This is a genomic window from Saccharopolyspora antiqui, from assembly GCF_052246905.1.
GTDB lineage: Bacteria > Actinomycetota > Actinomycetes > Mycobacteriales > Pseudonocardiaceae > Saccharopolyspora.
The window spans coordinates 132,515-155,236 of the sequence record NZ_JBQQBO010000019.1 but is presented as its reverse complement, the minus strand read 5'-3'; the positions used below and the strand labels follow the sequence as shown (position 1 = coordinate 155,236).

General features: G+C 69.2%; 24 protein-coding genes. 12 read left to right on the top strand and 12 right to left on the bottom strand.

Annotated features, from left to right (window positions below; translation table 11 throughout):
* Window positions 1-35: 35 nt before the first annotated feature.
* The 4 genes from ACTWQN_RS26950 to ACTWQN_RS26935 all read right to left on the bottom strand — a co-directional run bounded on the left by ACTWQN_RS26950 (window position 36) and on the right by ACTWQN_RS26935 (window position 4,202).
* A complete protein-coding gene (locus ACTWQN_RS26950; RefSeq protein ID WP_443206373.1) occupies window positions 36-1,976 on the bottom strand; it encodes a YhgE/Pip family protein in 1,941 nt (646 codons plus the stop codon).
* On the bottom strand, window positions 1,973-2,641 hold the full coding sequence (locus tag ACTWQN_RS26945) for an ATP-binding cassette domain-containing protein (protein WP_443206372.1): 669 nt from the start codon (window positions 2,639-2,641) through the stop codon (window positions 1,973-1,975). Before ACTWQN_RS26945 ends, ACTWQN_RS26950 begins: the two co-directional genes overlap by 4 nt.
* Before the next feature lie 131 nt (window positions 2,642-2,772).
* Complete coding sequence (locus tag ACTWQN_RS26940; RefSeq protein WP_443206371.1) at window positions 2,773-3,297, bottom strand: 2'-5' RNA ligase family protein; 525 nt, start codon at window positions 3,295-3,297, stop codon at window positions 2,773-2,775.
* Window positions 3,297-4,202, bottom strand: coding sequence for an iron-sulfur binding domain-containing protein (locus tag ACTWQN_RS26935; protein ID WP_443206370.1), 906 nt, complete (start codon window positions 4,200-4,202; stop codon window positions 3,297-3,299). Before ACTWQN_RS26935 ends, ACTWQN_RS26940 begins: the two co-directional genes overlap by 1 nt.
* Before the next feature lie 332 nt (window positions 4,203-4,534).
* Here ACTWQN_RS26935 and ACTWQN_RS26930 point away from each other — a divergent pair, with 332 nt between their 5' ends.
* Window positions 4,535-5,119, top strand: coding sequence for a hypothetical protein (locus tag ACTWQN_RS26930; protein ID WP_443206369.1), 585 nt, complete (start codon window positions 4,535-4,537; stop codon window positions 5,117-5,119).
* 257 nt (window positions 5,120-5,376) lie between these two features.
* Here the strand turns inward: ACTWQN_RS26930 and disA are convergent, their stop codons facing one another.
* From disA to ACTWQN_RS26915, 3 genes are all read right to left on the bottom strand, one after another.
* Window positions 5,377-6,489 (bottom strand): DNA integrity scanning diadenylate cyclase DisA, encoded by a 1,113-nt coding sequence (gene disA, locus ACTWQN_RS26925; protein ID WP_443206368.1) that lies wholly within the window; start codon window positions 6,487-6,489, stop codon window positions 5,377-5,379.
* On the bottom strand, window positions 6,486-7,865 hold the full coding sequence (gene radA, locus ACTWQN_RS26920) for a DNA repair protein RadA (RefSeq protein WP_443206367.1): 1,380 nt from the start codon (window positions 7,863-7,865) through the stop codon (window positions 6,486-6,488). The genes disA and radA overlap by 4 nt, the downstream gene beginning before the upstream one ends.
* A 200-nt stretch (window positions 7,866-8,065) precedes the next feature.
* Entirely contained in the window at window positions 8,066-8,653 is a 588-nt protein-coding gene (locus tag ACTWQN_RS26915; RefSeq protein WP_443206366.1) for a copper chaperone PCu(A)C domain-containing protein, read from the bottom strand.
* Between the two features lie 300 nt (window positions 8,654-8,953).
* Between ACTWQN_RS26915 and ACTWQN_RS26910 the strand changes: the two genes are divergently transcribed.
* From ACTWQN_RS26910 to ACTWQN_RS26875, 8 genes are all read left to right on the top strand, one after another.
* The gene (locus ACTWQN_RS26910) at window positions 8,954-9,442 is read left to right on the top strand and encodes a CarD family transcriptional regulator (protein WP_132623361.1); all 489 of its coding nucleotides are present in this window, start codon (window positions 8,954-8,956) and stop codon (window positions 9,440-9,442) included.
* A 19-nt stretch (window positions 9,443-9,461) separates the two neighbouring features.
* Window positions 9,462-10,205 (top strand): 2-C-methyl-D-erythritol 4-phosphate cytidylyltransferase, encoded by a 744-nt coding sequence (gene ispD / locus ACTWQN_RS26905; protein ID WP_443206365.1) that lies wholly within the window; start codon window positions 9,462-9,464, stop codon window positions 10,203-10,205.
* A complete protein-coding gene (gene ispF, locus ACTWQN_RS26900; protein WP_443206364.1) occupies window positions 10,202-10,684 on the top strand; it encodes a 2-C-methyl-D-erythritol 2,4-cyclodiphosphate synthase in 483 nt (160 codons plus the stop codon). Before ispD ends, ispF begins: the two co-directional genes overlap by 4 nt.
* A 214-nt stretch (window positions 10,685-10,898) precedes the next feature.
* On the top strand, window positions 10,899-11,099 hold the full coding sequence (locus ACTWQN_RS26895) for a hypothetical protein (RefSeq protein ID WP_443206363.1): 201 nt from the start codon (window positions 10,899-10,901) through the stop codon (window positions 11,097-11,099).
* Between the two features lie 251 nt (window positions 11,100-11,350).
* Entirely contained in the window at window positions 11,351-12,031 is a 681-nt protein-coding gene (locus tag ACTWQN_RS26890; protein ID WP_443206362.1) for an HAD family hydrolase, read from the top strand.
* Window positions 12,032-12,103: 72 nt separating this feature from the next.
* Entirely contained in the window at window positions 12,104-13,498 is a 1,395-nt protein-coding gene (cysS, locus tag ACTWQN_RS26885; protein WP_443206361.1) for a cysteine--tRNA ligase, read from the top strand.
* A 3-nt stretch (window positions 13,499-13,501) separates the two neighbouring features.
* Window positions 13,502-14,455 carry a 23S rRNA (guanosine(2251)-2'-O)-methyltransferase RlmB gene (rlmB, locus tag ACTWQN_RS26880; protein ID WP_443206360.1) on the top strand — a complete coding sequence of 318 codons (954 nt, stop codon included), beginning with the start codon at window positions 13,502-13,504 and terminating at the stop codon, window positions 14,453-14,455.
* Between the two features lie 338 nt (window positions 14,456-14,793).
* Complete coding sequence (locus ACTWQN_RS26875; protein ID WP_443206359.1) at window positions 14,794-16,227, top strand: MBOAT family O-acyltransferase; 1,434 nt, start codon at window positions 14,794-14,796, stop codon at window positions 16,225-16,227.
* On the opposite strand, the gene ACTWQN_RS26870 is transcribed toward ACTWQN_RS26875, so the two are convergent.
* Window positions 16,224-16,901 carry a class I SAM-dependent methyltransferase gene (locus tag ACTWQN_RS26870; RefSeq protein ID WP_443206358.1) on the bottom strand — a complete coding sequence of 226 codons (678 nt, stop codon included), beginning with the start codon at window positions 16,899-16,901 and terminating at the stop codon, window positions 16,224-16,226. The two genes, ACTWQN_RS26875 and ACTWQN_RS26870, sit on opposite strands and share 4 nt — an antisense overlap.
* Before the next feature lie 67 nt (window positions 16,902-16,968).
* On the opposite strand from ACTWQN_RS26870, the gene ACTWQN_RS26865 reads away from it, so the two are divergent.
* Window positions 16,969-17,571: a TetR/AcrR family transcriptional regulator gene (locus ACTWQN_RS26865; protein WP_443206357.1), complete on the top strand. Its 603-nt coding sequence runs from the start codon at window positions 16,969-16,971 to the stop codon at window positions 17,569-17,571.
* Window positions 17,572-17,830: 259 nt separating this feature from the next.
* On the opposite strand, the gene ACTWQN_RS26860 is transcribed toward ACTWQN_RS26865, so the two are convergent.
* Window positions 17,831-17,995, bottom strand: a complete 165-nt coding sequence (locus tag ACTWQN_RS26860) for a hypothetical protein (protein WP_443206356.1) — start codon at window positions 17,993-17,995, stop codon at window positions 17,831-17,833.
* Between the two features lie 253 nt (window positions 17,996-18,248).
* A complete protein-coding gene (locus tag ACTWQN_RS26855) occupies window positions 18,249-18,608 on the bottom strand; it encodes a VOC family protein (RefSeq protein WP_443206355.1) in 360 nt (119 codons plus the stop codon).
* A 136-nt stretch (window positions 18,609-18,744) separates the two neighbouring features.
* On the opposite strand from ACTWQN_RS26855, the gene ACTWQN_RS26850 reads away from it, so the two are divergent.
* Window positions 18,745-19,788 (top strand): 2,3-butanediol dehydrogenase, encoded by a 1,044-nt coding sequence (locus ACTWQN_RS26850; protein ID WP_443206354.1) that lies wholly within the window; start codon window positions 18,745-18,747, stop codon window positions 19,786-19,788.
* Between the two features lie 43 nt (window positions 19,789-19,831).
* Window positions 19,832-21,115 (top strand): alginate O-acetyltransferase AlgX-related protein, encoded by a 1,284-nt coding sequence (locus tag ACTWQN_RS26845; RefSeq protein ID WP_443206353.1) that lies wholly within the window; start codon window positions 19,832-19,834, stop codon window positions 21,113-21,115.
* An 83-nt stretch (window positions 21,116-21,198) separates the two neighbouring features.
* On the opposite strand, the gene thpD is transcribed toward ACTWQN_RS26845, so the two are convergent.
* Both thpD and ACTWQN_RS26835 read right to left on the bottom strand, forming a co-directional pair.
* Window positions 21,199-22,101: an ectoine hydroxylase gene (gene thpD / locus ACTWQN_RS26840; protein WP_443206352.1), complete on the bottom strand. Its 903-nt coding sequence runs from the start codon at window positions 22,099-22,101 to the stop codon at window positions 21,199-21,201.
* A 207-nt stretch (window positions 22,102-22,308) separates the two neighbouring features.
* Complete coding sequence (locus ACTWQN_RS26835) at window positions 22,309-22,719, bottom strand: ectoine synthase (protein ID WP_443206351.1); 411 nt, start codon at window positions 22,717-22,719, stop codon at window positions 22,309-22,311.
* Window positions 22,720-22,722: the final 3 nt, after the last annotated feature.

The following is a 22,722-nucleotide window of genomic DNA, read 5'->3' as shown; positions in this document are numbered from 1 at the left end:
TAGCGGAACCCGGTGACGTTTCGGCGAGATGGGCGCTACAACTCGATCTGCGGGTGCAAGCGGCCGACGGTCCAGGTGCGCTGGCCCTGCACGACCAGGGTGGTCAGGGCCAGGAAAGCCACCAGGAACCCGGCCAGCACCGCCGTGTCGCGCAGCAGGTGCTCGGTGAAACCGCCGGAGATCGTCACCCGCAGTCCGTCCACCAGGTAGCTCATCGGCAGGAACGGATGCGCCGCCTGGAACGGCACCGGGGTGGTCTCCAGCGGGTACAGCCCGCCGCAGGCGGTGAGCTGGACGATCAGCAGCACCAGCGACAGCAGGCCGCCGACGGCGCCCAGCGAGGTGCGCAGGAACTGGTCGATGGCGACGAACGCCAGCGCCGCGAGGCTGAGCAACCCGATCGTCCACCACACGTGCACCGGGTCGAGCCCGAGGCCGAAATCGACCACCGCGTACAGCACCAACCCGCCGACGACGCCCAGCGCCGCGGCTGGCAGGAACCCGGCGATCGCGATGGTCAACGAATTCACCCGATCCGCGAGGGCGCGCAGATTCACCGGCTTGAGCAGCAGATACGCGAAGAGGCCGAACACCCACAGCGCGATGGCGAAGAAGAACGGCGCCATGCCGCGCCCGTAGACGTGGGCCGGGTTGAGGTTGTCGGTGCGGATCTCGGTCGGCGATCCGATGATGTCGGCGGACTGCGCGACCTCGGTGGGGTTCGTCGGCGGAATCTTGCCGATCGTGTCGTCGACCAGCCCCTGCAGGGATTTCGCGCCGTCGCCCAGTTGTCCGGCGCCGGTTTGCAACACGCCGCTGCTCGCGACCAGCGTGTCCAGACCGTTGGTGATCCCGTTGGCGCCACCGGTGAGTTCCGCGGCCGCCGCGCGCAGCGTGTCGGCCGGCGCGGTGATCGCGCGGATCTGGTTCTGCAGCGGTCCCATGCTGTTCTGCAGGTCCAACGCCTGCTTGTTGGCGTCCTGCGCGGTGGTGAGCGCCCGCCCGGCATCCGCGTCGGCGGTCGCCCCGGCGTCGCCGAGCTGGCGCGCGCTGTCCAGGGCCCGCTGGTAGCCGGGTTCGGCCGCGATGTCGGGATGCTGGCGGCCGAGTTCCTCCACGGCCGCGCGGGTTTCCGCGGCGCGCTGGCTGAGGAAGCCGGTGGTGGTCTTGATCGTGCTCAGGCTGTTGACCGCGATGTTGCTCGCGTTGACCAGGGCGTTGACCGCGCGGGGCAGCCGTTCGGCGGTGAGGCCGCCGATCGCGGACAGCTGCTGGTCCAGCTGCGCGGTTGCGTCCGAGATGTCCTGCACCCCGCGCGAAAGCTCGCCCGTGCCGTCCCGGACCCCGCCGAGTCCCTTGTTGAGCGCGGCGGAGCTCTGCTTGCTCAGGTCGGTGCCCTCCACGAGCTGCTTCGACGCTCCCGAGGCGAGTTGCAGTTTCTCCCGCGCCTGGCCGAGCTCGCCGTACAGCGCGCGGGCGTAGCTGGCGTGCGCGGCGGCGTTGATCTGGTTCTGCAACTCGGTTTTCACCGTGTCGGCCATGATTCCGACGATGAAGCCGTTGGCGTCGTTCTTGACGATCAGCAGTGCCGCGCGTGCTGGATCGTCGCCGCCCGCGCTGGCGAGCTTCGCGCTGAAATCTCGCGGCACCTCGATCGTGAAGTAGTACTGGCCCCGTTCCAGCCCGCGCCGCGCGTCGGCGGCGTCCACGAAGCGCCAGTCGAAGGTGTTGGTCGCCTTGAGCTGCTGGATGAACTGCTTGCCGGCGTTGATGTGCTCGCCGCGGCTGTCGACCGGCACATCCGAGTTGACCACCGCGACCGGCACGTGGCGCAGCCGACCGTAGGGATCCCAGTTTGACCACAGGTACAGCGACCCGTACAGCAGCGGAACGAGGATCAGCACGAGCGGCACGAAACGGCGCAGCGGCCCGCGGAAGCGCCGCAGCTCCAGCCAGGCCAGGTTGATCGCCTTCACGGGGTGACCTCTTCCTGCCGGTCGGGCGGCTTCGCTGATCGCTCCGGGAGGCGGATCACCTCGACGTCGCCGGAGGGCGGGTCGGTGGCGCTGGCCAGCACCGTCATCCCGGTGCGGGCCACCTCGTGCAGCGCGGCCCACACCCGGGCGCGCGAGGGCACCGGGAGCCCGACGTCGACGTCGTCGACGAGGATCCCGGCGGGTACCGACGCGATCGTGAGCGCCACCGCGAGCAGCAGCCGTTCGGCGGGGTGCAGGTCGCCGACCAGGGCTGCGCGGTCCGGGGCGATTCTGACCAGGGTGAACGCGTCGGCGATGGCGGCGTCGGCGACACCGCTGATCAGGCGGCGTTCGGTGATCGCCTCGCGCACCCGGTGCTTGTCCTCCAGTTCGCAGCCCGGCCGCAGCCGGGCTGGGCGGATCAGCTGGCGCACCGCCTTGGCCTGCGCGGGCAGCACGTGCCCGGAGACGTCCAGGTGCCCGGTGATCAGCGGCAAGCGACCGGACAGGGCGAGCAGCAGCGATGTGCGGCCCGTGCCGCCGGGACCGGCCACCACGGTGAGCGTGCCGGGCTCGACGCGCAGGTCGAGGTTGGCGAACACGGTGCCTTCCGGCCCCTCGGCGGCGATTCCGCGGGCCAGGATGCTCACACCGTCGACGTCCACCAGCCACCCCCTCGTGCGGGCCTGCTGGTCCAAAGTGGCCGCTCGCGCGGTGCTCTGCAACTCCTAAGACGAGTCCAAAGTGGAGCAGTCGGTGCTCGATTTCGGGCGAAATCGCCAGTACCTGCGCGGGCTCAGCGGGTCAGGACGGTTTCGGCGTCGCCGGTGCGGGTGTCGACGATGGCGATCTCGCTGACGCCCGCGCGCACCGGCTCGGGCGGTTGCAAGGCCCGGAAGCCCGCCGCCAGCTGGTCGTCGGTGATGCCCTGGGCGAGGGTGCAGTGCGGAATCCAGGCGCCGGGGAAGTAGTAGGCGGACGGGTGCGCCACCTTGCCCGCCAGCGCGTCGTGCACCGCCGAGTGCACCGCCAACAACTCGGTGTCCACGACCGCACCCAGCAGCAGGATCCGATCCTCGCCGGGGAACGTCCCCAGGGTGTGCAGCCAGAGGTCCGGGATGGACAGCAGCCGCAGCTCAGCGCGCAATGCCTGCCGCGCGGCAGCCGGAATGCCACCGGCCGCCGCCAGCGTCACGTGCGGCCGGTGCCCGCCGGGCCGGGCGCCGAGGCTCGGCACCCCGGCATCGTCCAGCCGCCGCCAGAGCGTGCGAATCTCGGCTTCCGCGGTGTCGTCGAAGAAAGCCGCCAGCGCGTGCGCCATCAGTGCTCGCCCGGCAGCGCGAATCGGCCGTCCTCGGTCTGCTCGACGAGCCCGTCCACCAGCAGGGAGTCCAGGCAGCGGTCCCGCTGACCGGCATCCGACCAGACCGCGTCCAACTGCTCGCGCAGCACCGGATCGGCCGAATCGCGCAGCACGTCCAGCAACTTGCCGCGCACCTGGCGATCGGTGCCGGCGAACTTCTGCACCTTCTTCGGCGGTCCGGCGTAGGCCGGTCGGCCCGCGTGCTGCCACGCGCAGTCGGGCGCGATCGGGCAGGCCTCGCAAAGCGGCGAACGCACCGTGCACACCACTTGGCCGAGCTCCATCAACGCCGCCGACAGCTTCGCGGCGCTGCTGTCATCGGCCGGTAGCAGGGCATCGACGTCGTCCAGATCGCGCTTGGTCGACGGCGGACCGGCGTCTCCGGCACCGTGCACGGCGCGCGCGACCACCCGGCGGACGTTCGTGTCGACCACCGGGGCGCGCTTGCCGTAGCCGAAGGCCGCCACGGCTCGGGCGGTGTAGGCACCGATGCCGGGCAGCGCCAGCAGGGTGTCGACGTCGGACGGCACGACGTCGCCGTGCTCGGCGGCGATCTTCGCGGCGGCCTCGTGCAGCCGCAGCGCGCGGCGCGGATAGCCGAGCTTGCCCCAGGCGCGCAGCACCTCGCCCTGCGGCGTGGCGGCCAGGTCGGAGGGACGCGGCCAGCGCTGCATCCACTCCTCCCAGATCGGCTGCACCCGGTTGACCGGTGTCTGCTGCAGCATCGTCTCGCTGACCAGCACGCCCCAACCGGTCGTGCCGGGTGCGCGCCACGGCAGCGGTCGGGCGGTGGCGGCGAACCAGTCGATCAACTCGACCGGATTCAGGGCTGGGGCGGCGGGATGCGCGGCGGTGCTCTTCATGGCACTGCCGATCCTGCCAGGTGCCCGGTGCCGCGGGAAACCACGTCCGGGACGTCCGGCGAAGCAACCCCGCCCACTGGTCGGACTTCGACCTATCTCCAATCGAAACAGCCTTGATCACCTGCGAAGACCCGGCTCGGTTGGCGGTTCGGGTGCGGTTGAACGAGAAATGTGCGCCAGTCCGGCGAGTGGGCGTTCCTCGCGAAGTCGCGTTCCCGTGCCGCTGGTCGGGTCGGGCGGGGTTCTCGGGCGGCCCAGAATTCTTGCGAAGCCCCCGATCGGGCGATCACCAGTAGCGCTGTTCGGAGTAGTCGCCGAGTTACTGTCGTTGCGTGATTGATCCGACTGGGCCGCTTCCGCCCGCGGTGTACTGGCGTCGCCGCGTGGTGGCGTTGGGTGCGGTCCTGCTCGCGATGGTCCTCCTCGGGTGGGGCGTGGTGGCGTTGGCCAGCGGCGTCCTGAAACCGCACGGGGCGCAGGGGCCACCGCCAGGCCCGCCGGTAGCGGTGGCGGCCGACGCCGCGCCGACGCCGTGCGCGGATCAGGCGATGCGCGTCGTCGCCGAGGTGACCCACCCCGAGTACCGCGTCGGCGACCGGGTCGGCATGAGCATCGTGGTGACGAACGCGGGCGACCGCGCCTGCCTGCGCGACACCAACCGCATGCTGCGCGAGCTGATCGTGACGACGCCGGGGGGCAAGCACGTGTGGTCCAGCAATGACTGCTACTCGGAGTCGACCAACGAGCGGCCGCTGCTGCAGCCGGGCCAGTCGGTGCGCAACGACGTCATGTGGTCCGGTCAGATGTCCACACCGGAGTGCTCGGACCAGGGCCGCGCCCCGGCCGGTGACTACCAGGTGGTGGCCAGGAACGCCGCGTTGAACAGCGCCCCCACCCCATTCCGCCTGACGTCCTGAGCTCAGAACCTGTCTCTGAACTCGTTTTGTTTTGCGGTGCGGGTAGCGGAACCTCGGGCAGTGCCTGTGCGGGGACACCCCGCACCCCGGGCGATCTAGCTCCGGGATCCCCGACTCATGTATGTCCGATACACCACGTCGAGGCAGGCCTCCCGGAGAACGCGAGTGGGCACAGTCTGAGAACCCGCGGCGGTGCAAGCGCCGTACGTGGGCTAAGCGGCTGGCGCCGCTTCAAAAACAAGATCAAAGACAGGCTCTCAGGCGAATCGGTCCACAATGGACGATTCGGCGAGTCGGGACAGACCCTCCCTGATCAGGCGCGCCCGCGCGTCACCGACCGACTCCACCTCGCGCAGCTCGGCCACGCTCGCGGCGAGCAGGCCCTGCAACGAGCCGAAGTGCTCCACCAGCTGCCGCCGGATGGTCGCGGGCAGCCGTGGCACCCTGGCCAGCAGGCGGTATCCGCGCGGGGCCAGGTGCTCCTCCAGCGCCTCCGGCGTGTCCGGGTACCCGAAGGCCCCGGCGATCGCGGTGAGGTCCAGCAGTTCCGTCCCGTCGAGCTTGCGCAGCGCCGTCTCGACCTGCTCCGAAGTCGGCATCGCGCCGCTGGTGGGCAGGTATTCCAGCACGATCAGTTCGCGGTCCAGGTCGATGCCGTCCCTGGCGTGCCCCCGTCGGCTCCGGGCGTCCCGCGACGACGCGCCGACCAGTTCGTCCAGTTGCAGTTCGATCAGCCGACCGTCCTTGCCGAGTTCGATGACGTCGCCCTGGATCTCGTCGGCGATCCGCCGCACCATTTCCATCCGCTGCACCACGGTCATCGCGTCGCGCAACGTCACGTAGTCCTCGATCTCCAGCGCGGACAGCGTCTGGGCGACCTCGGTCAGCCGCGCGGTGTAGCGCTCCAGGGTGGCCAGCGCCTGGTTGGCGCGGGAGAGGATCTCCGGCGAGCCGATCAGCACGTGCCGGTGGCCCTGCGTGTAGATGCTGATGATGCTCATCGACTGGCTGACCGAAACCACCGGATACCCGGTTTGGATGGCGGTGCGCTCCGCCGTGCGGTGCCGGGTGCCGGATTCCTCGGTGGGGGTGCTCGCATCGGGCACCAGGTGCACGTTCGCCCGCATGATCCGCGCGGCGTCGGTGGACAGCACCACTGATCCGTCCATTTTGGACAATTCGCGGAGCCGGGTCGCGCTGAACTCGACGTCCAGGTGGAACCCGCCGTCGCACAGCGCCTCGACCGCCGGGTCGTAGCCGAGCACGATCAGCCCGCCGGTGCGCCCGCGCAGGATGCGCTCCAACCCGTCCCGCAACGCGGTCCCGGGAGCCAGTCGGGCGAGCGTGCCGCGCAGCTGTTCGTGGCTCATCTGCCCTTCTCCACGATCTTGAGCGCTTCGCCGACGTTGGACACCACGGTGGCCCGCACGCCCTTCGGCAGCGGCCCCGCATCCGGCGGCACCAGCGCCCGGTCGAAGCCGAGTCTGACCGCCTCGGTCAGCCGCCGCCCGACGCCGCTGACCCGCCGGATCTCCCCGGCCAGCCCCACCTCGCCGACCACGATCAGGTTCGACGGCAGCGGTTTGCTCCGCCGGGACGAGGCGATGGCCAGCGCGATGGCGAGGTCCGCGGCAGGTTCGTGGACCCGCGTGCCGCCGACCGTCGCGGCGAACACGTCGTGCTCGCCGGTGGAGACCCCACCGTGCTTGCCCAGCACCGCCAGCATCATCGACACCCGCGCGGAGTCCAGGCCGCTCACCGAACGCCGCGGCATGGCCAGCTGGGTCTTCATCACCAGCGACTGGACCTCCACCAGCAGCGGGCGCTTGCCCTCCACCATGACGGTCACCGCGGTGCCGTCGACCTGCGTCTCCTGGCGGTTGATGAACAACCCGGACGGGTCCCGGACCTCGGCGATGCCGTCGTCGCGCTGCTCGAAGCAGCCGACCTCGTCGGCGGGACCGAACCGGTTCTTCACGCCGCGCAGCATCCGCAGCGCCGAGTGCCGGTCGCCCTCGAAGTGCAGCACCACGTCGACCAGGTGCTCCAACACGCGCGGACCGGCCACCGCGCCGTCCTTGGTGACGTGCCCGACCAGCACCACCGGCAGGCCGCGCTCCTTGGCCAGCCCCACCAGCGCGGTGGTGACCGCGCGGACCTGGGTGACACCGCCGGGGCTGCCCTCGGCTTCGGGCGACTGCACGGTCTGCACCGAGTCGACGATCAGCAGACCGGGTTTCACCGCGTCGACGTGTCCGAGCACCGCGGCGAGGTTGCTCTCCGCGCCGAGGAAGAGCTCCGGGTGCACCGAGTTGGTGCGCTCCGCACGAAGTCGCACCTGGCCTGCGGATTCCTCACCGGTGACGTACAGCGAGGGGCCCGGTGAGGCACCGGCGGCCCAGCGGTGCGCGACCTCCAGCAGCAGCGTGGACTTGCCCACCCCGGGCTCACCGGCCAGCAGCACGACCGCACCCGGCACGATGCCGCCGCCGAGCACCCGGTCCAGTTCACCGATGCCGGTGGACACGGCGCGGGCGGAGTCGAGGTCGACCTCGGCGATCGGACGGGCCGGGGTGGCCGGGGCACCTGCGGTGACCTTCGCCAGCGCCGGACGGGCCGGGGCGGTCTCCTCGACGGTTCCCCACGCCTGGCAGTTCGGGCAGCGGCCGACCCACTTGGCGACCTCGTGGCCGCAGTCGGCGCAGCGGTATCCGGGACGCACGGGCCGGGCGTTCTTGGGGGGCACGTGGCGAGGCTAGCCGCCCGCGGTGACAGGCACGCTGCCGTCCCCGATCTTCGGCGTCAACCGGTGAGCTCGCCGTTCGCCTGCGAGCACCGGCCGTTCAGCGGGTCTCAGCCGGGACGGATTTGCCACCATCGAGTGGATCATGAGATGCGAATCGGGCCGTCCGCGTGCGCAGACGGCCCGATCTGGGGAAGTCTGGATCAATGACCGCTTTGCTGCTCGGCTCCCGGAACGGGGCTGCCGTGCTCCGCGCGCGGTTTGTGGTCCGGACCGATCGGAACCTGCACGGTGACCGCGCCGGCCTTCTCGAACACGAAGGTCACCGGGATGGTCACACCGGGGCCGATGTCCTGCTTGAACCCGTTGAGGGTGATCTCGACCTCGCGGTCGCCGACCGTCTCGGCCTGCTGGACCTGTGTCGATCCGCCCGTGGCGTGCAGCGCGGTCCGGCTCGGCAGGTCGGTGATGCCGCCGAGGGTGGCCGAGTTCGCGTACGGGCTGGAGACCTGGACCAGCTTGTCGTCCGGGCCGTCGTTGGTCAGCACCAGCTGCACCGGGGCGGAGGACCCGGCCGGGTAGAGCACACCGCTGGTCGGGAAGGTGAACGTGGCGTTGCGGATCGCGATCCGGTTGAGATCGCCGCTTCCGCCGTTCACGGCGGAGACCTGGGTGTCGGTCTCGGTGACCTGACCGGCACTGCACCCAGCGAGGGCGACAACGGCGCCGAGCCCGATCGCGGCCGGGATCAACCGCAGGCGGGCGGCCTTGAAGTGCTGAGGGCGGCTCACGGTTGCAGCGTCCTTCCTGATTGCCGGACAACCGCGGATGAGCTTAATCCCCGCCCGCGCGGGGCCGTTCCAGGGGCTGGTCGAGCTACCTATATCGGGGGCATCGGTGACCCGGCCGGTCACCCGGTCAAAATGTCCATAGTGGACGATTTCAGTGGGTCGAAAGGTGTCTCCTTGCACGTCAGGGGATCCTTTGTCAAGCCTTACCCATCGTCTGACCTGCGATTACGGATGGTGAGGTGGTCGAGGGCCAGTTGCCCTACGTGTTAAAGTGGGCATAGCGAAAGGGGCAGAGGACACATGGTTTTCAAGGTCGGAGAGACCGTCGTCTACCCGCATCACGGTGCCGCGCTCATCGAAGCAATCGAGACTCGTGTGATCAAGGGCGAGGAAAAGCAGTACCTCGTGCTCAAGGTCGCGCAGGGTGATCTGACCGTGCGCGTTCCCGCGGACAACGCCGAGATCGTCGGCGTCCGGGACGTTGTCGGTCAGGAAGGACTCGACCGGGTCTTCGATGTGCTGCGGGCCCCGCACACCGAAGAGCCCACCAACTGGTCTCGACGGTACAAGGCCAACCTTGAGAAGCTCGCCTCCGGCGATGTGAACAAGGTGGCCGAAGTGGTGCGCGACCTCTGGCGACGCGAAAAGGATCGTGGCCTGTCCGCAGGCGAGAAGCGAATGCTGGCGAAAGCGCGGCAGATCCTGGTCAGCGAATTGGCGCTGGCCGAGGGTACTGACGAAGGCAAGGCAGAAACCCTGCTGGACGAAGTCCTCGCCGCCGCAGTGTGATCATCAGGAATAGACGAGCGTGAGCGTTGTCGCGCTGGTCCCCGCGGCCGGTCGCGGGGTGCGCTTGGGCGCCGGGATCCCGAAGGCGCTGGTCCCGGTGAACGGTGAATCGTTGCTGTTGCGCGCGGTCCGCGGCCTGTTGGCCGCGGGCTGCGTGCAGCACGTTGTGGTCGCGGCACCGGCCGATCAGGTGGAGGTCGTCGCGGCGGAATTGGTGGAGCTGCCGTCCGCGCACGTGGTCGTCGGGGGAGCGGAGCGGACCGACTCGGTGCGGCGCGCGCTCGACGCCGTCGAGCAGGTGGCGCCGGATGCGCGAGTGGTGCTGGTGCACGATGCCGCACGGGCCTTCACCCCGGCTTCGGTGATTCGAGATGTGGTGTCCGCGGTTGAGCGGGGCGCTCCCGCGGTGATCCCGGTCCTGCCGGTGACCGACACGATCAAGCAGGTCGACGAGGCGGGCGACGTCGTGTCGACCGTGGACCGCTCGCAGCTGCGGGCCGTGCAAACTCCCCAGGGGTTCGCCATCGACGTGCTGCGGGCGGCCTACGCCGCGGCCGGTGAGGTGGCCACCGACGATGCCGGACTGGTGGAGCGCATCGGCGGCAAGGTGCACACCGTCGACGGGCATCCCCGCGCGTTGAAGATAACCACCGCTTTCGATCTGGCCATCGCCGAATCGGTGCTGGCCGCGCCCAGGGACTACGCGGGCGACGCTTCCCGCTCGTGGTCGGGTGTTCCGCGAGATGCTGGAGACAACGAGTGACCGAGCTGCTGCCCAGGGTCGGCCAGGGCGTCGACGTCCATCCCGTGCAGGCTGGTCGCGACTGCTGGGTGGCCGGTCTGCTGTGGCCCGGCGTGGACGGCTGCGCCGGGCACTCCGACGGCGACGTCGCGGCGCACGCGCTGTGCGATGCGCTGCTGTCGGCGGCCGGGTTGGGCGATCTCGGTGCGGTGTTCGGCACCGACGACGCTCGTTGGGCGGGCGCCCACGGAGTGGACTTCCTGATCGAGGTGCGAGAACGGGTCGCCGCGGCCGGTTTTCGCATCGGCAACGCCGCGGTGCAGGTGATCGGCAACACCCCGCGCATCGGCAAGCGCCGTGCGGAGGCGCAGCAGGTGCTTTCGGAGGCGGTCGGCGCGCCGGTGTCGGTGTCGGGCACGACTTCCGACGGCCTGGGTCTCACCGGTCGCGGCGAGGGCATCGCCGCGGTGGCCACCGCGCTGGTCGTCCCGACTTCGTAGCGTCGCCTGAATCCACGAGTCGTGGCGGGTTCCGGCGCGCTGCGGGATCCACCCGGGGAACATGCGCACCGCGAGGCTTGTCCGCCAGCTTTCGCGATCGAAATGCCCTGCTGGCGAACGCCTCGGGACTTGGGTGTAACAGGTAGGCGGAGTCGGGGAAAACTCAGGGTTTGCGGCCTGGAATGCCGGGGTTGGTGCGCGCCATGCTCGACGCATGGTGATCGAGCGGAACCGGTGGTTGCGTCGTCTGCTCGTAGCGCAGCCGGTGGTGGTGTGGCCAGTGTCGTTCCTGTTGTGGTCCGAGGGTGGTGGTCTCCGGCTCGCGGTGGCGGTGATCCTGCTCTGGGCGAGTACATCCACCTGCATCGCGGCAATCGTCGTCCCGATGCACAACCAACAGACCCGACGCTGCTGAGCTCTTCCGCGATGCGGAAGAGTGGCGTCGTCCATGCCCGTTTTGTCTAAAACTGACCTAGAATTCGCCCAAATTTGGAGCCGGATTCAACGCCTGTCCTTGAATCAGCTCGCAATGGATTGGGTTGCACCGCCGCGAACGCGGGGCGGCGCCGATTTTGGGCAAAACCGCCGTCGGTGTTTATCGGGCTGATCGTGAGCTTGGCCGCATGTCGGTGGTTGGTGAGGTCCAGTCCACATACCGTTGTCGGTGTGACTGTGCGCGCGGTGCTCTTCGACTTCTCCGGCACGCTGTTCCGCCTTGAGGAGGACGAGTCCTGGTTCGCCGACCTGGCCGATGCTGACGGCATTCCGTTCGACCTGGCGGCGCAGACCGAGGTCATGCGCCGGATGACCGCACCGGTCGGCCAGGTCGTCCAGCTCGCCCCCGAATTCCAGGACGCCTGGGAGAACCGCGACCTGGACCCGGCCCTGCACCGCAAGGTGTACGTGGAGGTGCTGCGCAGCTCCGGCGTGCTGGACGGGCAGGCTTCCGAGCTGTACGACCGGATGATCGACACCGACTTCTGGACGCCGTACCCGGACGTCGCCGAGGTGCTGCGCCGACTGCACGACGCGGGCATCAAGATCGGCGTGATCAGCAACATCGCCTTCGACATCCGTCCCGCTTTCAAGCGGATCGGCGTCACCCGGTACGTCGATGAGTTCCTGCTGTCCTACCTCGAAGGCATCATCAAGCCGAACCCGAAGCTGTTCCTGCGCGCCTGCGAGCGGCTGGGTGTCGCGCCGGAGCAGGCGCTGATGGTCGGAGACAGCGAGGAGGCCGACGGTGCGGCAGCGGCGGTAGGCTGCCGGGTGGCGATCGTCGATCCGGTGCCCACCGCCGATCGGCCGGACGGATTGCTCACCGCGGTCGGCGACGTGCTGCGCTGACCATCACTCCCACTTGACGCGACGGCCCCTGTCGTGATTGGGCGTCGACCTGCCCCCGTACCATCTACAGACGTGAGCCTGCACCTGCATGACACCGCGACCCGCACGACGCGCGAATTCCAGCCGCGCTGCGACGGAGTGGCGTCGATCTACATCTGTGGTGCCACCGTGCAGGGCATCCCACACGTCGGTCACGTCCGCAGCGGGCTGAACTTCGACGTGCTGCGCCGCTGGTTGCAGCACGAGGGCTACGACGTGCGCTTGGTCCGCAACGTCACCGACATCGACGACAAGATCATCAACAAGGCGGCCGAGGCGGGGCGCCCCTGGTGGGAGTGGGCCGCCACCCACGAGCGCGCCTTCGAGCGGGCCTACGACCAGCTCGGCTGCCTGCCGCCGTCGGTGCTGCCGCGCGCGACCGGGCACATCACGCAGATGGTCGACCTGATCCAGCGGCTGATCGACAAGGGCCACGCCTACGCCGCGGGCGGCGACGTCTACTTCTCGGTCGGGTCCTACGCCGATGACTACGGCAAGCTCTCCGGACAGCGCGTCGAAGAGGTGCAGCAGGGCGAGACCCTGGCCAGTGGCAAACGCGACCCGCGCGACTTCACGCTGTGGAAGGCCGCCAAGCCGGGCGAGCCGAGCTGGCCGACGCCGTGGGGTCACGGCCGTCCCGGTTGGCACCTGGAGTGCTCCGCGATGTCGACCTTCTACCTCGGCAGCGAGTTCGACATCCACGGCGGTGGCCTGGACCTGGTGTTCCCGCACCACGAGAACGAGCTGGCCCAGTCGAACGCGGCTGGGGACGGGTTCGCGCGGTACTGGATGCACAACGCCTGGGTGACGATGAGCGGCGAGAAGATGTCGAAGTCGCTCGGCAACACGCTGTCCATCCCGGCGGTGCTGCAGCGCGCCCGCCCGGTCGAGCTGCGCTACTACTTGGTAACCCCGCACTACCGTTCCACGATCGAGTTCTCCGAGGTGGGACTGGCCGAGGCGGTCGCAACGTATCGCCGCATCGAGTCGTTCGTCCGCCGGGTCGAGCAGCGCACCGGCAGCGTCGAGCGGGGCACGGTGTGCCCGGAGTTCGCCGCGGCCATGAATGACGACCTGGCCACGCCGCAGGCGATCGCGGTGGTGCACAACGTGGTCCGGGAAGGCAACGCGGCGCTGGACCGCGGCGACGACGAGGCGGCCCGCGATGCGGCGGCGTCGGTGCGGGCCATGACCGACGCGCTCGGGCTGGATCCGCTGTCCGAGCAGTGGGCCGACGATGCCGGCACCGACGACGCCGCGCACCACGCGCTGGGCGAACTGGTGGCTGCCATGCTGGAACAGCGTAGGCAGGCCCGCCAGGAGCGTGATTTCGCCACCGCCGACCTGCTGCGCGATCGGCTGCAGGACAGCGGGATTGCCGTCGAGGACACCCCCGACGGTCCGATGTGGACTTTGAGGGACGGGTAACACGTGGCTGGCAACGACAGGCGCCGCGGCGGCTTGCGCAAGAGCAACAAGAAGGGCATGGTCGTCGGTTCCGGCGGGCAGCGGCGTCGGGGTCTGCGCGGCAAGGGACCGACGCCGAAGGCGGCGGACCGGGTCAGCCACCCGGCGAAGCGGCGCGCGGACGCCAAGAGCAACGCGGAGCAGCAGCGCGCGAAGCGCCAGGCGGTGCGGGAGACGCAGCCGGAGCTGGTGGCCGGGCGCAACCCCGTGGTGGAGTGCATCCGGGCCGATGTGCCCGCGACCGGGCTGTACGTGGCGCAGGGCATCGACATCGACGATCGCGTCACTGAGGCGGTGCGAGAGGCGAAGGCGCGCGGGATCTCCGTGCTCGACGTGCCGCGCACCGAGCTCGACCGGATGACGAACAACGCCGTGCACCAGGGCCTCGCGCTGCAGGTGCCGCAGTTCAAGTACGCGCATCCGGAAGATGTGCTCGCGGCCGCGCACGACTCCGGGATGCCGCCGCTGATCGTCGCGCTCGATGGCGTGACGGATCCGCGCAACCTCGGTGCGGTGATCCGGTCTGCGGCGGCCTTCGGCGCGCACGGCGTGATCGTGCCGCAGCGGCGCAGCGCCGGGATCACCGCGGTGGCCTGGCGTACCAGCGCGGGCACGGCGGCGAAGCTGCCGGTGGCCAAGGTGGTCAACCTGACCCGCACGCTGCGTGATCTCAAGGACGAGGGGCTGATGGTCGTCGGGCTCGACGCCGATGCCGACATCATCTCGGACGAGCTGGAGTTGGCCACCGAACCGCTGGTGGTCGTCGTCGGCTCGGAGGGGCGCGGGCTGTCCCGACTGGTCCGCGAGACCTGCGACCAGACGGTCTCGATCCCGATGGCAGCGGGCGTCGAGTCGCTCAACGCCTCGGTCGCCGCAGGCGTCGTCCTGGCCGAGATCGCCCGCCGCCGACGCCTCTGATCACCCGAAAGCCTGGTGGGTGAAGGGCACCTTTGACCGGCATAGTCGGTCAAAGGTGCCCTTCACTCGGCTACCGCCGGGTGGATCCGGGTGGACCTGCTGCTGTGGGGCGGTTTCCCATTGATCGGGTGGTGGGTGAAGGGCACCTTTTGCCAAGTAAGTTGGTGGAAGGTGCCCTTCAGCTCGGTTTCGCTTTGGGTGTGGGGCGGATTGGGGTTCGAGCCGCCTGCGTTCTGGGTTGGTGACGGTGCGAACTCGGTTAGAGTCCCAGCGGGCAAGACAGCTCAGCACCGCAGCAAAAGGGGAGGCGCGGGCCTCCCGTACCCCGAGGCCCCCCGATGTCGTTCGCAAGTCCGCTGTTCCTCTGGTACTTCCTGCCGGTCGTGCTCGTGGTCGTGCTGATCGCACCCCGCAGCGGACGCAACGCCGTGATCGCCGTGGCCAGCCTGCTGTTCTACGTCAGCGGCGCGGGCGGGACGACGCTGTTGCTGCTGGCCTGCATTCTGGTGAACTTCCTGGCCGGGCGGCGCTTGGAGCCCGACGAGTGGGGACTCGGCGCGCAGCGGCGGAGGCTGCTGCTGATCGGCACCATCGGATTCAACCTCGTGATCCTCGCGGTGTGGAAGTACGCCGGGTTCGCCACCGCGCAGTTGGCGGTGCTCAGCCAGTGGTTCGGCGGCGACTTCCCGGTGCTGCACCTGGCATTGCCGATCGGGATCTCCTTCTACACCTTCCACCACATCTCCTACGTGGTGGACATCTACCGGGGGGAGCGCCCGGCGCTGCGCGATCCGGTTTCGTTCGTCACCTACATCGCGATGTTCCCGCAGTTGGTGGCCGGTCCGATCGTGCGCTACCGGGAGATCGCCGACCAACTCCCGCAGCGGCGCACCCACCGGCTCGACGACATCGCGGCGGGCTTCCCCCGGTTCGCGTGGGGGTTGACCAAGAAGGTCGTCATCGCCGACACGCTGGCGCCGATGGTGGACGCCTGCTTCGCCACCCCGAACGAGGACATGACCTTCGCCATCGCCTGGCTCGGCGCGATCGGCTACGCGATGCAGCTGTACTTCGACTTCTCCGGCTACTCGGACATGGCGATCGGGCTGGGCCGGATGCTGGGGTTCCGGCTGCCGGAGAACTTCGCCCGGCCGTACTCGTCGGTGACCATCACGGAGTTCTGGCGGCGTTGGCACATGTCGCTGTCCCGCTGGTTCCGGGACTACGTCTACATCCCGCTCGGCGGCAACCGCCGGGGCACCGCACGCACCTACCGGAACCTGGCGATCATCTTCGTGCTGACCGGGTTCTGGCACGGCGCGGCCTGGACCTACCTGGTGTGGGGGCTGTACCACGGCGCGCTGCTGGTGGTGGAGCGCGCCTTCGGCTGGTCGCACGCACCGACCGACCGGCGCGCCCTCATCGGTCGCCGCGCGCTGACGTTGCTGCTGGTGGTGGTCGGCTGGGTGTTCTTCCGATCGCCGGATCTGGGCAGCGCGTTCGTGATGCTGGGCCACATGCTGGTACCCGATTTCGCGGGCGTGACGGACATCGTGGCGGCCTCGGTGACCAACCAACGCCTGGTGTTCCTGCTGCTGGCACTGCTGGTCGTGGTGCTCCCGGCGAACTCGGGCACCGGTCCGTTCCTGGAAGCGGTCCGAACCCGTCGCGCGTACGCCCTCCGCCTAGGGGTCCTGACCCTCGGCCTCGGCTACGCGGGTCTCCTCGTCGCCACCGGCTCCTTCAGCCCGTTCCTGTACTACCAGTTCTAGTCCTGCTCGGTCTCCTTCCTCGCGATCAACATGACCAGTGGAGGCCAGGACGTCAGGTCATCCGGTCCGGGGTCGCCATCGCGGCCGACCGGTTGGATGGCTCCGAAGACCCGGCGGAGGTGCGGGACGACGTCTTCTCCCGTGGCGTGCGAAAACTTCCGGTACGCGCTGCGGAGCAGGCGGACCAGGTCGGCGGCACGACCTTCCGGGACGAGCCGCACGTCCGCGAGGAACAGCACACCGCCTGGTCGCAGCGAGGTGTGGATCCGCTGGGTCGCGGCGGCGATGTCCGGCATCGCGCTCAGCGAGTACATCGCGAACACCGCGTCGAACTCCGCGACCCCCAGATCCGTGGCGGTCGCGTCGGCCTGCTGCACATCGACGTTCTGCCAGCCGTGCCGGTGCACGCGGTTCCGAGCTCGCCGCAGCATTCCCGGACTGCTGTCGACTCCGAGCAGCCGCCCCTCGTGGCCGATCGCCTCGCGCAGCGGTTCGAAGTAGGAACCTGTTCCGCAGCCCAGGTCGAGCACCGCAGCGCCGGGGCGGAGTCCGGTGGCGTTGCGCATGGCCCGATGCATGGTCCGGGCTGTTGGTAACCGCTCGGCCACGCCCATCGTGGAACTCGTCAGGTCCCAGATGCGGTGGCCGCGGGTTGGTCTGGTTTCGGCGGTCATACGAGATCCCCCCATCAATACGTATGTATTACATCGAGGACGGTACACTCGTATTGGAAAGGGGGCCATGCCCAGACAGGTCGATCACCCGAAAAGGCGGGCGGACATCGTGGACGCGGTGTGGCGCCTGATCGTGCGGCACGGCTTGGAAGCCGTGACGATGCGCCATGTCGCCGCCGAAGCCGGTGTCTCGCTCGGGCAGGTCCAGCACTACTTCGCCAGCAAGGACGAGCTGCTGATGTTGGCCCTGGAACGGGTCAGCGAAGAGCTCGGTGCTCGAATCGGCGCGTGCATCGCGGAATCGGCCGAGTCGGGGCCGCGGTCGCTGGTGCGCGCCGTGCTGGTCGAAATGCTGCCCCTCGACGAGCAACGCCGAACGGAGGCGCACGTGGCGTTCGCGTTCCTGGCGCGGGCCGCCGTGGTTCCGGCGTTGGCCGAGGTGCTGCGCGCCGGTTACGACCAATTCCGGGACTTCCTGACCGAGCAGATCGAGGTCGGCCAGCGACTCGGCCAGGTCGCCGCCGATCGCGACGCGCGCCGGGAAGCGGTGGCCTTGCTCGCCATGCTGGACGGGCTGACCGCGCACGCGCTGGTTGAGCACCACTCCCCGGCGGAGGCGCGACTGGCTCTGGAACTGCACCTCAACGATCTTTTCGGCGCCGCCTGCTGATCGTCGTCCGCCGGGACGAAACGGTCTAGGGGTCTTGACCCTCGGCCTCGGCTACGCGGGCCTGCTCGTCGCCACCGGTTCCTTCAGCCCGTTTCTGTACTACCAAGTTCTGACAGCCTGTCTCTGAACTTCGTCCATGTGCTGCCGCGGGTGGTGAAGTTGGCGCCCGCGCGACTCATCACCGGGCTGAGCGGGCAGGATGATCCCGGTTACCCCGAACTTGAGTCGGCTCGCAGGCGTAGGAACCGGCGCTCACCAGTTACTTGTCGTCCTTCGGCAGGTGCTTGGCCGCCTTCTTGCCCACCGGGCCAACCTTGTTCAACACAGCCCGCACGCCCTTCACCACGGCGTCGCCGACTGGGTTCGGGTGGTCGTCGTCCGGGTCGCCGATCGAGCTGGACGCGCCGCTGGATCCTGAGTCCATGCTCGTCTCCTCCCTGCGAGTACGGGCTGAACAATTCGCATCGTAAGCCGAATTCATCGTGTCGATCACACGGATGACGAATCAGACCGATTCGACCGGATTGTGATGCGGCCACCGCGATCGAGCGGATTTCCCGTCGGAGAATCACCCGAACTGGGCCCCGGTCGCTGATGCGCGCTGTGCTGATCGAGGTGCTGCCGCTGGACGAGCAACGGTGAACCGAGGCGCGCTGCGGGGTGACGTGCCCCAGGGGTCAGACTTCGCTCGCTCCGATGTGGATCGGGTTGTCGTCGGGGTCGGCGACGGTCGCCACGCGCTCGCCCCATGGCATGTCCCGGGGTTCTTGGAGAACGGGGACACCGGCGGCGCGGAGGTCGGCCACCGCTTCGTCGACGTCGTCGGTGTAGAGCCACAGGGCGAAGTGGCCACCGGGCCTCGCGGCGGTGTCCTTGCCCAGGCCGAGCGTGAGGGCCTCCAGGCGGAGCGTCACGAACTCGGGCTCGCCCTCGGCGGGGAACTGGTACTCCGGCTGGAATCCGAGCGCATCGCGGTAGAAGCGCACGGCGCGCCCGAGGTCGGGCGTCGACAGGATCGGGAAGGCTTCGCGGAACATGCGTGGACGCTACTTCCGGACCCGGACATTTCTCGCTCACCCGAACCGGGCCCGCCGCTCGCGGGTGGCACCCTCGCAGCGGTTGCCGGTGGGTGGGAAAGGCAGTGTGCTGGGGTGACGGCTGGAGGAGGAGCTCATGCGCGCTGCGGTGTACCGAGGTCGGGAGCAGCTCACCGTCGAGGATGTCGACGAGCCGGACTGCGTGCCCGGCTCGATCAAGGTGCGGGTCGCGCACAACGGCATCTGCGGCAGCGACCTGCACGAGTTCTACGCCGGGCCGTTCTACGTGCCAACCGAGCCGCATCCGCTGACCGGGTACCAGTTGCCGCTGACCCTGGGCCACGAATTCGCCGGAACCGTCGTCGAAATCGGCGCGGACGTGCGCAACGTGGCCGTCGGCGACCGGGTCACGATCGAGCCGATCTACCGCTGCGGCAAGTGCCCGTCCTGCCAACTCGGGCACTACAACATCTGCCAGCAGATCGGTTTCCACGGGCTGATGGCGCCCGGCGGCATGGCCGAGTACACGGTGGTGCCCGCGTGGATGGCGTACCGGTTGCCGGACTCGATCAGCCCGGAGCTGGGTGCATTGGTCGAACCGATGTCGGTCGCCTACCACGCCACGCGGCTCAGCGAGGTGCACGAAGGCAACAGCGCGGTGATCTTCGGCGCGGGCCCGATCGGGATCGGCATCTGGTTCGCGCTGCGCGGCATCGGCGTCGAGGCCGTCACGATCGTCGAGCCTTCCCCGACCCGCCGCGAGGCGATCACCGCGCTGGGGGCGATCGACGTGCTCGACCCGGCGCGGACCGATCCGGCCAGGCACATCGCGCAGCGCACCCGAGGGCACGGGGTGGACGCGGCGTTCGACACCGCCGGGGTGGCGTCCAGCGTTTCGAGCGCGCTGTCCTGCCTGGCCTCGCGCAAGCGGTTGGTGGCGGTGGCGATCCGCGAACAGCCGGTGCGCACCGAGCTGCTGAAGTTGATCATGAACGAGTCGTTGATCCAGGGTTCTCTCTGCTACACCTCGGTCGATTACCGCGCCGTGATCGACCTGATGGCACGCGGCCACTACGACACCACCGGCTGGGTCAGCCACATCCCGATCGAGCAGGTCGTCGAAGAGGGCTTCGCGGCGCTGCGCGCCGGGCGGAAGATGAAAGTCCTGGTCGATCCATGAGTTTTCGATCGATCGCACTGCGTGCCCGGATAACGTGGAGGTCGTGTCGCGGCAGCAGCGCTCCGATCTTCCCCCGGTCCACGAGGCGTGGTTGCCGCGGGAACATCCGCTGCACCGGCCCCGGCACGGCAAGCGGCAGCTCGCCGCGCTGGTGTGCGCGGTGCTGTTCTTCACCGCCCCGGTGGTCAGCTGGGTGTTCGGGGCACGCGCGGAGCAGTTGGAGAACCGGCCGCTGGCGGCGTTCCCCAGCGTCACCGACGGCTGGGGGTTCTTCACCGGCCTGAACTCGTGGGCCACCGACCACCTGCCGTTCCGCAAGAACGCGGTGCAATCCGTCGACGCGCTCAGCCGCGGGATGTTCGGGGAACCCGCCCGGCTCAGCGGCGGCTCGCACACCTCGCCGATCGGTGCCGGGCAGGTCGACGCGAAGCCCCCGATCGACGAGAGCGTGTTCCCCTCCGTCATCGAGGGCGCGAACGGCTGGCTCTACCTCGGGCACGACGTGTCCTACCGGTGCGTGCCGCGGCGGACCCTGGACCAGGTGATCGCCGGGCTGCGGCGCTGGCGCACCGTGGTGGAGGCGTCCGGGCGCAAGTTCCAGCTGGTCATCGCCCCGGACAAGTCCACCGTGTACCCGGAGAACATGCCGAAGGACTACGCCGGGAAGGACTGCTCCACACGGGTCCGCGACGAGTTCTGGCGCCGGGTGCCCTCGGCGACCGGCGCGGTCGACCTGCGCGGCCAGCTGCGCACCGTGGCGGCGCGCAACCAGCGGCCGATCTACCACGACATCGACACGCACTGGACCCACGAGGGCGGCATCGCCATGGTCTACCAGCTCGCCGAACGGCTGCAGCCGGGCGTGACGAGCAGTTGGAAGGTGCTGCCGTCCCGGCGGTACCCGCACAGCGCCGACATCCCGGACCTGCTCGGGCAGGACCGGACCGTGCCCATCCAGGCGTACTCGCTGGCGCCCGACGGCGGTGGCCAGGACAACACCCAGTTCCGCCCCAGCGACTTCCACCAGCCGCTGCACCTCGAATCGGCGCCGAAGCCGGGCATGATCACCCGGCCGATGCGGATGGTCGGGGACTCGTTCAGCCAGTTCGCCAGCCCGTACCTGGCCGCGACTTTCTGCGACACCACGATCGTGCACCCGGACACCGTCGCGGCCGACCCGGTGGCGGCCGGGCAGCTGCTGGCCGAAGGCGAGATCGTCACCTTCGAGCTCTCCGAACGATTCGTCGCGGGCGGCCGCTACCCGATGCTCGATCCAGCGGTCGCAGACCAGGTCGGCGCCGTCCTCGCCGCCCACCCCATCCGCTGACCTTCCGATGCGGACGGGACCAGAGTTCCGGATGGTGGTAGCGGAGTGCCCCGCCGCGGTGGCCGGGCACTCCTGGACGCGGGTCAGCGCAGGACCGGGGCCGCCTCGCGGGAGGCGATGAATCCCGGGCGTGGGCGCTGCGCCGCGAACGGGTCGACCAGCGCGTTGTCCACGCTGTTGAACACGATGAAGATGTTCGAACGCGGGAACGGCGTGATGTTGTTGCCCGATCCGTGCATGCAGTTGGAGTCGAACCACAGCGCCGATCCGGCCTGGCCGGTGAACTGCTCGATGCCGTACTCGTACGCGAGCTTGGTGATGTCGTCCTCGGTCGGCACCCCGACCCGCTGCTCCTTCAACGACGACTTGTAGTTGTCATCGGGCGTCGTACCTGTGCAGGACACGAAGGTCCGGTGCGAACCGGGCATGATCATCAGACCGCCGTTGAAGGGGTGGTTGTCGGTCAGCGCGATCGAGATGCTCACCGCGCGCATCGCCGGCATGCCGTCCTCGGCGTGCCAGGTCTCGAAATCCGAGTGCCAGTAGAAGCCGGTGCCGCGGAAGCCGGGCATGTAGTTGATCCGGCTCTGGTGCACGTACACCTCCGAGCCGAGGATCTGCCGGGCCCGGTCCAGCACCCGAGGATCCCGCACCAGCTCGGCGATCAGCTCGCTCATCCGGTGCACCTCGAAGATCGAGCGGACCTCGTTGGACGTCCGCTCGACGATGGTGCGTTCATCGGCCCGCACCTGCGGGTCCTGGGTGAGCCGGGTCAGCTCCTGCCAGTAGGTCTGCACCTCGGCCGGGGACAGCAGGCCCTCGACGACGTGGAAGCCCTTGGCCTCGTGGGCCGCGAGCTCCTCAGCGGTCGCCGGGCCCGCCGTAACACCTGGCCAGACGGTGGGATCGGCACGTCCGATCAGCGCCGACTCGGCGCCCACCCGGGTCGGATAACGATCCTGGGTGCTCAGATCAGCGACGGTCATGGGTTGCGCCTCCTTCGCGAATTCCCGCCGGAGCGGCTGGTGCCGGGTGGCACCGCCGCCATTTCTCGGTTCCTCGGTTAGAAGCGGCGCATGCAGCATGCGCCCGCGATTCCCCGCGGCAGCGCGCGGGGAAGACCGTGAATCGCACGTGGCGGGTAACCGGCCCTGGTTACCCGCCACGTGCGATTCACAAGCGCGATCCGCGGATCAGCCCGCGACAGGCGTCTCGTCGCCCTCGATGACCAGCGGGTACACGCCGTTCTCGTCGTGCACCTCGCGCCCGGTCACCGGCGGGTTGAACACGCACACCGTGCGCATCCGGGTCCGCGGCCGGAGTTGGTGCTTGTCGTGGTTGTTCAGCAGGTAAAGCGAACCCGGCTGCAGCTGGTGCACCTCGCCGGTCGCCTTGTCCTCGATCTCGCCCTCACCTTCGACGATGAACACCGCTTCGATGTGGTTGGCGTACCAGAAATCGTTCACCGTGCCCGCGTAGAGGGTGGTCTCGTGCACCGAGAACCCCACCCGCTCCTTGGCCAGCACGATGCGCTTGCTGCGCCAGTTCTCCGTCTTGATGTCGGCGTCGGTGTCCTCGATCTCCGAGAGGTGCCGGACGATCACATT